This window comes from Methylovorus menthalis (assembly GCF_020523625.1).
GTDB lineage: Bacteria > Pseudomonadota > Gammaproteobacteria > Burkholderiales > Methylophilaceae > Methylovorus > Methylovorus menthalis.
In genome coordinates this window covers 539,691-552,666 of record NZ_JAJAQH010000006.1, presented here as the reverse complement: position 1 = coordinate 552,666, position 12,976 = coordinate 539,691, and the positions used below count along the sequence as shown (strand labels likewise).

The 12,976-nt window shown below is 48.7% G+C and carries 13 protein-coding genes; 6 read left to right on the top strand and 7 right to left on the bottom strand.

The features are described from left to right. Window positions 1-2: 2 nt before the first annotated feature. From epsF to LG204_RS08400, 5 genes are read right to left on the bottom strand one after another with little or no spacing between them, the layout of a single operon-like run. Window positions 3-1,406: a chain length determinant protein EpsF gene (epsF, locus tag LG204_RS08420; protein WP_230336851.1), complete on the bottom strand. Its 1,404-nt coding sequence runs from the start codon at window positions 1,404-1,406 to the stop codon at window positions 3-5. A gap of 9 nt (window positions 1,407-1,415) precedes the next feature. Further along, window positions 1,416-2,468: an SLBB domain-containing protein gene (locus LG204_RS08415; RefSeq protein WP_230336850.1), complete on the bottom strand. Its 1,053-nt coding sequence runs from the start codon at window positions 2,466-2,468 to the stop codon at window positions 1,416-1,418. A 50-nt stretch (window positions 2,469-2,518) separates the two neighbouring features. Then, complete coding sequence (locus LG204_RS08410) at window positions 2,519-3,439, bottom strand: EpsD family peptidyl-prolyl cis-trans isomerase (protein ID WP_230336849.1); 921 nt, start codon at window positions 3,437-3,439, stop codon at window positions 2,519-2,521. 48 nt (window positions 3,440-3,487) lie between these two features. Then, the gene (gene epsL / locus LG204_RS08405) at window positions 3,488-4,729 is read right to left on the bottom strand and encodes an XrtB/PEP-CTERM-associated polysaccharide biosynthesis outer membrane protein EpsL (RefSeq protein WP_230336848.1); all 1,242 of its coding nucleotides are present in this window, start codon (window positions 4,727-4,729) and stop codon (window positions 3,488-3,490) included. Between the two features lie 14 nt (window positions 4,730-4,743). Continuing rightward, window positions 4,744-5,253 (bottom strand): Crp/Fnr family transcriptional regulator, encoded by a 510-nt coding sequence (locus LG204_RS08400; protein ID WP_230336847.1) that lies wholly within the window; start codon window positions 5,251-5,253, stop codon window positions 4,744-4,746. A gap of 510 nt (window positions 5,254-5,763) precedes the next feature. Between LG204_RS08400 and epsA the strand changes: the two genes are divergently transcribed. From epsA to LG204_RS08385, 3 genes are all read left to right on the top strand, one after another. Further along, window positions 5,764-6,561, top strand: a complete 798-nt coding sequence (gene epsA / locus LG204_RS08395; protein ID WP_230336846.1) for an XrtB/PEP-CTERM-associated transcriptional regulator EpsA — start codon at window positions 5,764-5,766, stop codon at window positions 6,559-6,561. Then, the gene (locus LG204_RS08390) at window positions 6,558-7,979 is read left to right on the top strand and encodes an undecaprenyl-phosphate glucose phosphotransferase (protein WP_230336845.1); all 1,422 of its coding nucleotides are present in this window, start codon (window positions 6,558-6,560) and stop codon (window positions 7,977-7,979) included. Before epsA ends, LG204_RS08390 begins: the two co-directional genes overlap by 4 nt. A gap of 165 nt (window positions 7,980-8,144) precedes the next feature. After that, entirely contained in the window at window positions 8,145-9,071 is a 927-nt protein-coding gene (locus LG204_RS08385) for a capsular polysaccharide synthesis protein (RefSeq protein WP_230336844.1), read from the top strand. A 145-nt stretch (window positions 9,072-9,216) separates the two neighbouring features. Here the strand turns inward: LG204_RS08385 and LG204_RS08380 are convergent, their stop codons facing one another. Then, window positions 9,217-9,789, bottom strand: a complete 573-nt coding sequence (locus LG204_RS08380) for an FxDxF family PEP-CTERM protein (protein WP_230336843.1) — start codon at window positions 9,787-9,789, stop codon at window positions 9,217-9,219. Between the two features lie 124 nt (window positions 9,790-9,913). Continuing rightward, entirely contained in the window at window positions 9,914-10,723 is an 810-nt protein-coding gene (locus LG204_RS08375; protein WP_230336842.1) for an inositol monophosphatase family protein, read from the bottom strand. Between the two features lie 97 nt (window positions 10,724-10,820). Between LG204_RS08375 and LG204_RS08370 the strand changes: the two genes are divergently transcribed. The 3 genes from LG204_RS08370 to LG204_RS08360 all read left to right on the top strand — a co-directional run bounded on the left by LG204_RS08370 (window position 10,821) and on the right by LG204_RS08360 (window position 12,970). Further along, window positions 10,821-11,585, top strand: a complete 765-nt coding sequence (locus LG204_RS08370) for an RNA methyltransferase (RefSeq protein WP_230336841.1) — start codon at window positions 10,821-10,823, stop codon at window positions 11,583-11,585. 22 nt (window positions 11,586-11,607) lie between these two features. Next, entirely contained in the window at window positions 11,608-12,363 is a 756-nt protein-coding gene (gene cysE, locus LG204_RS08365; RefSeq protein WP_230336840.1) for a serine O-acetyltransferase, read from the top strand. A gap of 118 nt (window positions 12,364-12,481) precedes the next feature. Next, window positions 12,482-12,970 carry an Rrf2 family transcriptional regulator gene (locus LG204_RS08360; RefSeq protein WP_230336839.1) on the top strand — a complete coding sequence of 163 codons (489 nt, stop codon included), beginning with the start codon at window positions 12,482-12,484 and terminating at the stop codon, window positions 12,968-12,970. The last annotated feature ends 6 nt before the right edge of the window (window positions 12,971-12,976 follow it).

Here is a 12,976-nt window from a genome sequence, read left to right as displayed (position 1 = left end):
CCTCAAGCTGAAGGCAAATATTTAACGATATTCTGCGGCAATGCTTTAATGCCTGTTGCTGGTGGAATGCCATCAATCAAGGCAAACACAGGAACCCCCAGCAAATTGGAGATATCGTCTTTGCTACGCACGCGCCTATCCATAAATTCAGAAATAAATGCAAATCCAATGCCAAGTATCAGACCGATGACGGAACCGAATGCTAATTTCAGCAATGTTCTGGTCCCGGAAGGGAGCAATGGCGATGTCGCCGTATTCAGAATAGCCACGTCGCTTTGATTAGATTTCGACTCAATCATGGTCTGGCTATAGCGTTGCATAGCAGCATCAATAGCTCGCTGAGCCATCTCTACGTCTTTTTGCAAAACCAGCATCTCATCACGTGAACGGTTCATCTCGACCAGCACGGCTTTTTGCTTATCAACCTGCGCTTGCAACTCAGCCACACGTTGCTTCTGAATCCCAGCACCGTTGCCAACAGAGCCAGTAACTGTTTTGACTTCAGCGCTCAGTTGGGACTTGATCTTGTTGATTTCAGCCTCAGCCGCTTGATATTGCGGGTGATTTTTATCCAATCGCTGCGATAACTCAGCAAGCTTGGACTCCGCCGTTGCAAGATTAATTTTCAGGTTTTGGATAATGGGATTGCCAACCACGTCAGGTGATTCATAGGCATTTTTACGACTACCACCAGAACGGGACTCAGCTTCAATGGATTGCCCTTGTGCCGATACCAACTGCTCAGATAGCCAGTTAAGACGAGAAGCCTCGACATCCATGCGCTCATCAGAACTGGTGTACCCATTTTCACGCTGATACTTGGACAACTTGGATTGGGCTTGCGACAAACCGTCACGCAATGACTGAATCTGGGTTCCAAAGTACTCGGTGGCTTTCTGTGCTGGCTCTACTTTGAGTTCAACATTGGTTTCCTGATAGGCATTGGCAAACGCATTTGCAACGAGAGCAACGAAGTCAGGATCGGACCCTTCAAACATGATTTCAATCACACTGCTGTCACGGCCGGGCGTCACTGTCAGCTTTTTCAACAACAAGTCTGCGAGCCAGAAACGTAGATCACCACGCCCTCCGGTGTCTTCATCAAACTTGGCTTTCACATTCTCGTTTTCAGCCATGCGTAACTCATCGACTACCTTTAGCGCTACATGCTGGCTATTAATAATATCGATCTGTGTCGGGACATAACCCAAGGCCATGTTGCCAGGGACGACAGTGCCGGTCACGGGGTCAGTCCCTTTGTAGTTAAGGACTACCGAGGCAGTTGCCTGATACACCTTGCTTTGTAGCAAACTGAGGATAAGGACCGTGATTACCGTAAGCAAGAAGGTAAATAGTACGATACGGTATCGTGCCAGCAGAATGAGTACGATCTGATTCAAATTCATCCGAGATTCCTAAAACAGGCTTTCTTTAACGTAAAGTACATCCCCAGACTGGACCAAATCATCCAGGCCAGGTGTGGTTTTTTCAACAACACCTGCCGTATTTTTACGGTGCAGCTTCAAGCCGCGCTGAGTTCCACGGGGTGTAGGACCGCCCCCTTCAGCCAGAGCCTGCATAACGGTCATGCTTCTTTCAATGCGATAAGAGCCTGGACGCTGTACTTCGCCATAGATATAAAATACAGGAGCACGATGTACATAAATCGAATCACCGGCGAGCACATCCGGGTTCATGTCTGAATTTTCGTCAAGGTAGATGGAAGGCAGATCCACCACTTTGTAAAACTTCTGCCCATTACGCATGCCCTCAAGGACAGCGGTATCAGCGCCTGTCGGACTCACACCACCTGCCATAGCCAGCGCATCAGAAAACTTCATTTTCGCATCCTCAAGAGGGAAGCGCCCAGGGCGATTTACCTGCCCAAGTATGGAAACCTGATTACCAGGAACGATATAGATCACATCCCCACGCATGACCAGCAGGTCAGCATCTCGCTTATCCTGCAAAAAGAGCTCGGCCAAGTCGACTTCGCGACGCATTACCTGGCCATCACGCTGACCGGTAATAATGGCTTTGCCACTCCCCGCCATGGTCAGCACACCACCCGCCGTTGCCAGCATTTCACTCAGGTGAGTATCAAAAGTCTCAATCACAAAGCGTCCTGGACGGTTCACCATGCCCAGAACGGCGACCTGATTGCCTCTAACCTGAAGCAGCACAATATTCACTTGCGGCTTTTGAACAAACCCGCCCTTTACAAGGCTTTGTTCGATCTTTCGCTCAGCTTGGCCAATGCCGGCACCACCAACATTCACGGCACCAAGCAATGGAAAGCTGATTTCACCGGACTCCGACACCCGGGCCTCGGTCGTAAGATCAGGATTTTGAAACACCTGAATACGGATCACATCCCCAGCCCCAAGAGCATACTCATCTGCGGCGGCGGCATTAAACGCCACTGCGAGAAGAAACGCCCCAATAATTCTCATGCACCATTTCATCATGATATCTTCCTGTTTGATTATGGTTAATTAAGTGATGTCCTAGATATTTCCTAATCCAGGCCGACCACTCCTTTTTCGATATGGCTGTTATTTTTTTCGGCAGGTTTAGCATCTGATGGGGCCGCATCTTTTGGCGCGGGTTTGTTACCCGCAAAGGCCCCTACATATTCCACTTTGGCTTTCTCTTTCATGCGCGCAAGCTCAGATTTAATCAACTTCTGTCCACCAGAATTGACAAGGAAAGTCTGGATCAATGGTTTTGCCTGCTCATACGCCATGGGAGAACTCACGGCACCTACCAGCTTCACAATATGTGGATTTCCGTCCATCGGGATAATTAAGACCGCACCATCTTTTTGACTTTTAAGCACATCAAGTGCGTCCGTTGGCATCTGCTCGGCAGGACGGCTATAGCTTGATGCACCAAACTTCACGCCTTGGCCTTTTAAGAATTCAGCAACTTCCTGGAGGCCTTTACTATGTTCAACCAGCGTTTTCAGTTCATCGGTGACATGGGTCCCCGCTGGCAAGGAAATATCCTGAAGGTTATAAATTTTACGTGCAGAAAATAGCTCAGGATGGGATTCAAAATAATCTTTAACCTGCTGGGGGCTAGGTTTTACACGCGCTCCAACAAGATTGGTTAAATATGCTCGGGTGATAACATCCCGCTTTGCCGCTTCGATTGCAGACACCACTTCTGCACTTCGCTCCGTTTTTTCTTCCAATGCTTTGTTCAAGACAATCTGCTGGTCAATGAGGCGCTCCAGAACTTGTTTACGCACCGCATCTGCATTCTCAGCCGTTACGTTAGGCATGTTTTTCATGACTTGATTCAACTGCAATACGGAAATCTCTTTCCCATCCACAATGGCAGCCACCTGCCCCGATGCGGACTTCTCTTCCGATTTTCCACAGGAGACCAGAGTCACCATCATCACCGCAAATACTGTGCTTTTTAATACACTCATTTAATACTCCATCCCATAATACATATCGTCTTCAAAGGCGATATACCGTTAGAAGGTTAAAGCGGCATTGACCATGGCGCTGTTAGACACAAAATCGTCGTTAGTGATATTCGAATCTCTGGTTTCGCGTTTCAGCATTACTCCAAAAGTCACGTACCGTCGAGGAGTCCAGTTAAGACTAATGCTAGCCGTTTTTGATGTTTCCTCACGATCCTTGGATGAGGGAACCGGAGCGAATCCGTTATAGCTTCGGTCTCGATATGTCAGATCCCCCCTAACAGATACTTTAGGTGTCACAGACCATACCGGTCGGATGGCTAATAAATATTGTCTTGCATAGGTATACGAGGTCGCCTGTGTAGGGTAAAGATCAGAAGCAGCAATTAAATTCAGCCGCGTTTTCCCAGTCATATCCCACTGGTAGTTTACATTGCCAATCCAGCCGCTCACGTCACGCTGACTAAAATTGTCATTGTTTCTATCAATATACGATGCATTCATATCCAATTTTGACTTTGCGGAAAGCACCCAGCGAAAAAGAAACTCTTGGCGTTTCTCGGTATAGCCGCGATCAGATACTAAAATCGGGTTGAAATTAGAATCCCCATATTTGCCATCACTGGTACTTGCCCCATACTCCACTCTTGAGCCGGAAGAAAGCTCATATCGAAGGCCGGTCCGTAAAGACTTTTGCTCAAAACTGAAATCCAGATTATCTTGCCCGGGTGCAGAATTGTCGGTTGTCACCGTCAATTCAGAAATAGCGCCAAGCAAATGCCAGTTACCATAAGGACTCCAGTCGATATCGAACCGGTTGTTCTTCACCGTTCGGGTATTTGTCGATAATGGATTGATGCTCCGGATATTGGCAAATGTATTTGGCAATTCCTTACGATCAAATACGAGGTTACCTTTTAAATATGGGGTAACAGACCAATTCCATTGAATGTCGTAGTTCACTCCATCAAAATTCAAAAAATTATAATTTTGATAGCGATAAGATGTCTGGGAAACATCAAACTTGAAGCGTTGCAGACTGTACTGTTTAGCAACTTCCATGCCATAAGTAGTTGCGTTAATCATTTCCCATTTTTGATTTTTACCAAAAGTCGCTACGGGGCTCTCATTTCGATCCAGTCGAAACAAGTTGTCGTCGTAAGTTACCGCATGGCTTAAATTGAAATTGACGGTATCATTTTCGTCGGCGCTTGCGCTGATAGAAAATGAAAGTATTAGAATAAAAGATATAAGGGACCGTTTGGCTGGCCAAAGCTTGATATTTACGTCCAAGATTTTACCCGTTGCTAAACCAAGCTGAAAAAAGCACCATCAGGATATCTGTTGGAAGTATCCCTCAGACGCTCTGTCATCAGTTGCAAAAGCTTGATCAGTATTTTATTGCCCAACTTGGGCATATTCACCAGCAGCTCTTGCATGCTGCTACGGGAAAATACAGCAAAATCGGTAGGATGAGTGGTAACACAGGTGGCGGATCTTGGGTAACCGTCGATAAGAGACATTTCTCCAATCGTATCGCCAATGCCAAGGCGAGCCACCATGTGGCGACCCTCTGCGGATGCATCATTTTTGTACACGTCTACCCCCCCACTTAATATTAATAGCAGGTAGTCGCCACCAGCACCCTCGACTAATAACGAATAGTCTCTTGGCGCTGCATAGCACTGCATGTAAGCACATAGGTAACGAACTTCATCCGCACTGAAGTCATCAAGCAGCTTTATGCTGTTGATTATTTCAAGCACTTCATCTACGTACTTATCTGCCCCGCCTAAATGTATTAAATCAGAGTACATGGATAAACAAAAACTTTCAATGATTTGTGACGCTAATGTTAAGCAAGTTATGAACGTAGACTAGCTATTATGATTGCCCATCCGCATAGCCATCATAAGGATTCGCTGAGGTACCAGCCCATGACAATCCATAGTCACAATGGAAAGTGTTGATCACAACCAGACATCGCTGCCATCCAGCCAGCAGAACTACAATCCAGCGCCATTATGTACCGCAGTGTATGGACTGTGGAGGGTGACAACAATAGTCCAAAAGAACTACCACTGATGTAGGCAAAAGTTTTATCATAGTGTCAGCCGTCACAGACAAGAATACGCTAGGATTCCACGCTTGATCCAAATATAAAATGGCCACCAACAAACACATGAGCACAAAACCTTTTCAGCACGTATCGCAGCCTGAGTGGATGATCTACAGCTGGATTGCGCTTGCGCCCTTGCAGCTGGCCCAATAATTGCTCGCCAAGACAAGTGTTTGCAACGTAAATGATTTTTTATATTTGAACGGCTATGTTTATTACCAAAGAACTAACCGATATTGAGAAGGCGCAGCTTATTGACTTGATGCATGAGTCTTTAAGAATCCGCTCGCACTTCGAGTTCTTTCTTTGGATGCAAGGCAAGCTGCAGCAGTTTTTACCGCATGAAATCATGATCACGGCCTGGGGCGATTTCTCCATGGGCGTCATCTACTTCAATATTGTGTCGCCGCTACCTGGCGTGCGTACGGAGAAAATTTCCAGCGGTGATCTGAACCCATTGCTAAAGAGGCTTTTCAATTACTGGCTCAGCCATACGAAAGCCCCTTTTACCTTGTCGGCTGAAAATGGTGTATTTCAAGACTGCGATGTACTGCCAGCCGAGGTGAATAGCCATCTGAAAAACATGAAATCGGCGCTAGTGCATGGCATCAAGGATTTTCGCGGCCGTCATGATTGCCTTTACATATTGCTAAATTCGACACCCACCATGCCGAATACTTCGCGATATATGCTGGAGTCGCTACTCCCTTATATTGATAGCGCGTTGCGGCAACTTGAGCATTTACCCGTGCAGCATCCGGCAGACAAAGATGCTTCGGAAGATCTGCACGAAGAGGAAAACGAAGCTCTGGAACAGCTTTCGTCTCGCGAAATTGAAATCATGGAGTGGGTACGCAATGGCAAGACCAATCAGGAAATCGGCATGATTCTGGACATTAGCTCGTTTACCGTAAAAAACCATTTGCAACGCATCTTTAAAAAGCTTGATGTTCTTAACAGAGCCCAAGCCGTTTCCAAATTCAAGCAGACTCCCCGGGCCTCATGAAACCAACATTAGCGGCAACCAAGCCTACCTCACGTAAAACCTTCGCCGGAATCACATTTGCGCGCGACAACATTCTGCATGGTGTAGAAGCCCTGCTCGATCCACTTGTGGTCGTTATCTCGCTATGGATCGTGGCATTTGTTTACGAGAACGACCTTCCGCCCCACTACCTGATCATGTCGCTGATTTTGTTCTCGCTGATGTTCCCCAGCACCACAAAAATCAGCCAATCCATTGGCTCGGTTATCCAAAATACATTGCTGGCATGGTTTGTCCTGGCAGGCCTGCTGATGGCGTTTGGGTATGCTTCCGAATACATTTACATTTTCCCCAAGGCTTCGATTACCCTGTGGCTGTGGCTGACACCAACGCTGCTCATTGCCGCTACGCTGGGTCTGCGCATGGCCGCCCCCATGCTGATCAAGATGCAAGGTCCCATGCGGCGCGCAGTGATCGCGGGAATGAACGATCAGGGCTTGGCTCTGGCCGAGCGCCTGCAGCGCAGCCATTACCATCCGACAGAACTCCAGGGTTTCTTTGAAGATCGTAGCGTGGACCGAGTAAGCTCAGAGTTGCATTATCCTATCCTGGGTCGGCTAGAGAGCATGGCTGACTATGTGAAGGAGCATCACATCAACACGATTTACCTGTCCCTGCCCATGGCCAGCCAGCCGCGCATCATGAAGCTGCTGGATGACTTGAAAGATACAACGGCGTCCATCTACTTTGTCCCGGACATCTTCATGACCGACCTGATTCAGGGGCGGGTAGATCAAGTGGAAAACATCCCCGTCGTCAGCGTATGTGAAACGCCGTTTACCGGTTTTGATGGCCTGCTGAAACGGACGGCCGACATTGCATTTTCGGTGCTGATCCTGATCCTGATCTCACCGATATTATTGGCCATTGCCATTGGCGTAAAGATGAGCTCACCTGGCCCTGTTATTTTCAAACAACGTCGCTATGGGCTCGATGGGGAGGAAATCCTCGTCTACAAATTCCGCTCCATGACTGTGTGTGAAGATGGCGCAAAAGTGACGCAAGCGACGAAAAATGATCAACGCACTACCAAATTTGGCGCATTCTTGCGGCGCAACTCACTGGATGAGTTACCGCAATTCATCAACGTGCTGCAAGGACGCATGAGCGTGGTCGGTCCGCGCCCACATGCCGTCTCGCACAATGAGATGTACCGTAAGCTGATCAAAGGCTACATGATCCGGCATAAAGTCAAACCTGGTATTACCGGCTGGGCCCAGGTAAACGGACTGCGCGGGGAAACCGAAACCCTGGATAAAATGAAAGCCCGTATCGACTACGACATCGACTACTTGCGCAACTGGACACCCAAGCTGGACATGTACATTATTTATAAAACAGTCAGCGTGGTGTTTACCGGCGAGAAAAACGCCTACTGAGGCCTGCCCCGCCTTGGTAAGAGGCATGACAGAAACCATGCCGAGCCAAGCTGTTGAGAAGTGAACACAGCGCCCTAAGTTTTGAGCGTGGTCACACCCAACGCGCTAATCAGCTTGTTAAGCGTTACGCAGCGATGTTATGAATACCAAGGGATCTTTTGCACCATGAATTTCAAAATAGCCCGCGTGTGCAATCGCGTATTAAGCAAAGCAAGCAAGCTGATCAATAGAAGCTTTGTGCCTTCTGGCATTCAAGCAGCCTTGCACAATACCAGACTGGGCATCATCCAGCATTATCTCCACCAGCAATATGCGCCCCTGATCTCGACTTATCAACGTCTTCATGAAGCCCCATTGGGCACCCCCACCCCTGCACAAAACATTATCTGGGTGTGCTGGTTACAAGGCTTGGAAAGTGCTCCGGAAATCGTCAAAAAATGTGTCGATAACATTCAGCGGTTTCATAGCGATGATTGCCGCATTCACGTGATCACGCTGGAAAACTATCGAAACTTCGTTCAGCTTCCCCGCCATATTGAAGAAAAATTTGAGAAGAACCTCATTAAGCCAGCGCACTTTTCTGATGTGCTGCGCTTGTATTTATTAGCAGAACACGGTGGCGCATGGATTGATTCCACCGTGCTGATTTTGAAGAAACTGCCTGATGATGTTTTCAACGAACCGTTTTTTTCATTGAAAAGCGTGGCCTACCCGATCACATCGACGGTTTCTTATGGAAAATGGACGACATTCTTCATCAAAGCCAGCCAAGGGAATGCTACCGCTTTATTTTTACGAGACTTTCTCAGTCAGTATTGGCAAGACCACAATACTGAACTTGATTACTTCCTGTTTGATCATGCCATCAGTATTGCTTATCGGAGCTTTCCGCGGTTTAAACGCCAAATAGATGCGCTTGGTTATTTTGGTAACGATCGTCATCTTTTAATGGCATTGTTGTTTGCGGAATATACACCGGAGGCGGACATGGCAATTAAGCAGGATCCGGTACAGATCTATAAATTAAGCTATAAAGTCGACCCACGAATGAAGGCAGCCAATAATTCGTTTTATCAGCACTACATTAAATAATGCGTGAGCAATGAGCCGGCACATGCTTGCTTATCCAACCAGCCCATGCTCAAGATAAATCTTTCACCAATGATTGATTGGGAATGCAAGGCGAAAAAAAAACCCCGCATTTGCGGGGTTTTTTCACAACCTAAGCAGCCGACAATTAAGCAGCAGCGTAAGCAGACTTGCGACGACGAGCAACAAAGCCCATCAGGCCAACACCAGCCAGCATCATTACATAAGTTTCAGCTTCAGGAACAGCTGATACAGTGATAGTACCAGTGTAGTTGCCCTTGCCCAGACCAGCAACGCGGATGAAGTAATCGCCACCCAGATCATCGGCTTCCAGACCACCGAAGCTGATCTTGGCAGTCAGATTGCCAACATCACCGGTCACGACAGTCGTGTATACGCCGCCAATCAACTTCACCAGATCAAACTTGGTGAAGGAGAAAGCCGATGTAGAAGTACCGGAAATGGAAGCAACGATAGAAGCCGGAGCCACTACATTGAATGACCACAGATCATTGAATGAAGTTGTAGAAGTGGTGTAATCGATTTCGTAGCCTTCTGGAGTTGCAGTTGCTGCGAAAGTAGCAGCATTTGCGCTCATTGAAGACAGACCAGCCACACCAGCCAGAACCAAAGAAGCAAACAGTTTTTTGTAACCTAAAGTCATGATATTCCCCCGAATTAAAAAGTTGACAATCAATAATGCCTTCTCACTGGTGCCCATTAAATGCTTAACTGATCAAGCGCTCAATAGTCCGAAAGAACTAACACCATACAACACATTGATTTTTATCAACTTATCAATTTTTTTTGGGGGCTTTTTACATCTATTGACTCAACTTTACCTATTAATCAGGCTGGCTACGCAGACTATCTGTCAAATGTGGAGCAAGTGTTTGCAGCATTTGGGAAAACACTTTCGGGTTACCTGCAACGATATTGCCAGATTCAATCCAGCTCTCATTGCCTTCAAAATCGCCCACAATACCACCCGCTTCTTGAATCAGGAGTGCACCCGCCGCAATATCCCACTTGGAGAGGCCGATTTCCCAGAATCCATCGAAGTATCCAGCAGCTACGTACGCGAGATCCAGTGCAGCCGAACCCGGGCGACGCAGGCCAGAGGTTTTGCGCACCATATCCTTGAACATACCCATATAGGTATCCAGATGGGTAAAGTCACGGAACGGGAAGCCAGTACCAATGATCGATTCCTGCAACTTGGCGCGGTTGCTGACGCGAATGCGCTTATCGTTGAGAAAAGCACCGCGGCCACGGGTAGCGGTGAAGAGGTCGTTGCGGTTGGGGTCATAGACCACGGCCTGGGTCAGTTGACCTTGCTGCATCAGCGCAATCGAAATGGAATACTGCGGGAAACCATGTAAAAAGTTGGTCGTGCCATCCAGCGGATCAATGATCCACACATTCTCGGCATCAATATTGTCATTACCGGTCTCCTCGCCAATAAAGCCGTGCGTAGGATATGCATCCTTCAGGATATCCAGAATAGCGGCCTCAGCAGCATGGTCAACTTCACTCACGAAATCATTGTATGTCTTGCTGCGCACCTTGAGCGAGCCCACATCCTGGGAAGCGCGGGTGATGATCCCGCCAGCGCGGCGAGCGGCTTTAACGGCATTGATAAGTATAGGATGCATAGTATTTAGATCGTTTCCAATGGGATGGCCTTGTGTAGAAACTACACAAATGCACTTTTTAAAGAACTGTTAAAATAGCATTTTAATGTGTAACTCCATGACTTCCAAACTTCATTTACTTTCTCGCTTTCGCATTGTGCTTTGCCAACCCAGTCATCCGGGCAATATTGGCTCCACAGCACGCGCCATGAAAGTGATGGGCCTGCATGACCTGAAACTGGTCAATCCGGAAAAGTTTCCTGATAGCGAAGCCAATGCGCTGGCATGCGGTGCCGTCGACATCCTTGAAAATGCCCAGACTTGCTCCACATTGGAAGAAGCCCTCAGTGGCTGCACACTAGCGATTGGGTTGAGTGCGCGCAAACGCCAACTCTCCCACCGATTAGTCAGCGTGCGGGAAGCAGCTGCCGAAGCTCGCGAGTTATTGCTGCAGTCAGCAGATGAAGATAGCAAAATCGCGCTGGTATTCGGCACAGAAATGAGCGGACTATCCAACGCCGAGCTGGACCGCTGCCAACTGCTGGCCATGATACCGACCGACCCTGGCTACTGGTCGCTCAACCTCGCCGCCGCAGTGCAAGTGATGTGCTATGAGGTACGCATGGCCTTGCTCGACGAGCAGCAGGCAATGCCACACGCTGGCTTGAAAGCAACCCCGGCCACCAATGACGAGGTGGAGATGTTTTATCGCCACCTGGAACAAACATTAACGGGCATTGGCTTCCTTAACCCACACTCTCCTCGGCGGCTCATGCAGCGCCTGCGCCGGATGTACGCAAGAACAGCGCTGGAGAAAGAAGAAGTCAATATTTTGCGCGGGATCCTGACACTAACTCAGCACCCACGCCCTCCTGAGGAATAAAGCAACATGACGGATACACACTATGCTGGACAGATTTAAAGAAGATATCGCCGTTGTATTCGAGCGCGACCCGGCAGCACGCACGCGCTGGGAAATTCTCACCACCTACCCAGGCGTACATGCACTGATCATTCATCGCTTGTCGCACTGGATCTGGAAACAGCGGTTTTACTGGCTGGCCCGATTCAGCTCGCATCTTGCCCGCTGGTTTACCGGGATCGAAATTCACCCAGGCGCGCAAATTGGGCGCCGGGTGTTCATTGATCACGGCATGGGGGTCGTCATTGGTGAAACAGCCGTCATCGGCGATGACTGCACCCTGTATCACGGCGTGACCCTCGGCGGCACATCGTGGAATAAAGGCAAGCGCCATCCGACACTGGAGCGCGGCGTCGTGATCGGTGCCGGCGCCAAGGTGCTGGGGCCTATCACCATAGGCGCAGAAGCCAAAATCGGCTCCAATGCCGTCGTGGTTAAAGATGTACCGCCGAATGCCACTGCCGTCGGCATTCCCGCCCGCATTCTGGATGACCAGGAAAAACACCGTCAGCGCGATGACATGGCGGCCAAAATCGGCTTCTCCGCCTATGCTGTCAGCGACAATATGAACGACCCCATGATCAAGGCTATCCACGCCCTGTTGGACCATGCGGCCAAACAAGATCAGCAGCTGCAAGAGGTGATGCAACAGCTGGCAAAACTCGGCGCAGACGTGGAAACAGATGCCGAAGTGGGCAAAGCATTTGACGTGAACTATCTCAACAAAATAGTTGACTAAAGTGTTAGGGTATTATAAAGTTTAGGCCTGTTTCGAGAGACTGCTCGCAGCCCCACAAGGCACGCCACGACTGGCTTTCAGCGCCAATTACTCAACCAGAACACTCTAGGATTAACTCATGCGATTAACGACCAAAGGACGTTTTGCCGTCACCGCCATGCTGGACTTGGCGATGGCTGAAGAAAATCGCCCCGTCACCTTGGCGGGCATCAGCGAACGGCAAAATATTTCGCTCTCCTATCTTGAGCAACTTTTCAGCCGTCTTCGTCGTAGTGGCCTGGTTACCAGTGTGCGCGGCCCAGGCGGCGGTTACCTGATTGCAAAAAAACCAGGTGAAATCTCTGTTGCCAACATCATTGCGGCTGCAGACGAATTGATTGACGCGACCCAGTGCGGTGGGCACAAAAACTGCCGCGGCGAAAAGCCATGCATGACGCATGAACTATGGTCGACCTTGAATGCCAAAATCCTGGATTACCTTTCTGCTGTTTCGCTGGAAGACCTGGTGGCATCGCAATCCGATGAGCGCGCCATTACCATTTCCAGTCGGATTGATGCGAAAAAGAGTGTCAAGTCTTCGCAAACCGTGGAAGCCATGACTGCCTGAGACGGA

What these genes read in the sequence shown, in the direction of transcription:
- LG204_RS08385 (WP_230336844.1), top strand. Translation starts at nt 8,145, where the DNA reads ATGAATTTCAAAATAGCCCGCGTGTGCAATCGCGTATTAAGCAAAGCA.
- LG204_RS08400 (WP_230336847.1), bottom strand. Translation starts at nt 5,253, where the DNA reads ATGTACTCTGATTTAATACATTTAGGCGGGGCAGATAAGTACGTAGAT.
- epsF (WP_230336851.1), bottom strand. Translation starts at nt 1,406, where the DNA reads ATGAATTTGAATCAGATCGTACTCATTCTGCTGGCACGATACCGTATC.
- epsA (WP_230336846.1), top strand. Translation starts at nt 5,764, where the DNA reads ATGTTTATTACCAAAGAACTAACCGATATTGAGAAGGCGCAGCTTATT.
- LG204_RS08415 (WP_230336850.1), bottom strand. Translation starts at nt 2,468, where the DNA reads ATGATGAAATGGTGCATGAGAATTATTGGGGCGTTTCTTCTCGCAGTG.
- LG204_RS08390 (WP_230336845.1), top strand. Translation starts at nt 6,558, where the DNA reads ATGAAACCAACATTAGCGGCAACCAAGCCTACCTCACGTAAAACCTTC.
- LG204_RS08375 (WP_230336842.1), bottom strand. Translation starts at nt 10,723, where the DNA reads ATGCATCCTATACTTATCAATGCCGTTAAAGCCGCTCGCCGCGCTGGC.
- LG204_RS08380 (WP_230336843.1), bottom strand. Translation starts at nt 9,789, where the DNA reads ATGGGCACCAGTGAGAAGGCATTATTGATTGTCAACTTTTTAATTCGG.
- LG204_RS08360 (WP_230336839.1), top strand. Translation starts at nt 12,482, where the DNA reads ATGCGATTAACGACCAAAGGACGTTTTGCCGTCACCGCCATGCTGGAC.
- LG204_RS08370 (WP_230336841.1), top strand. Translation starts at nt 10,821, where the DNA reads ATGACTTCCAAACTTCATTTACTTTCTCGCTTTCGCATTGTGCTTTGC.
- cysE (WP_230336840.1), top strand. Translation starts at nt 11,608, where the DNA reads ATGCTGGACAGATTTAAAGAAGATATCGCCGTTGTATTCGAGCGCGAC.
- LG204_RS08410 (WP_230336849.1), bottom strand. Translation starts at nt 3,439, where the DNA reads ATGAGTGTATTAAAAAGCACAGTATTTGCGGTGATGATGGTGACTCTG.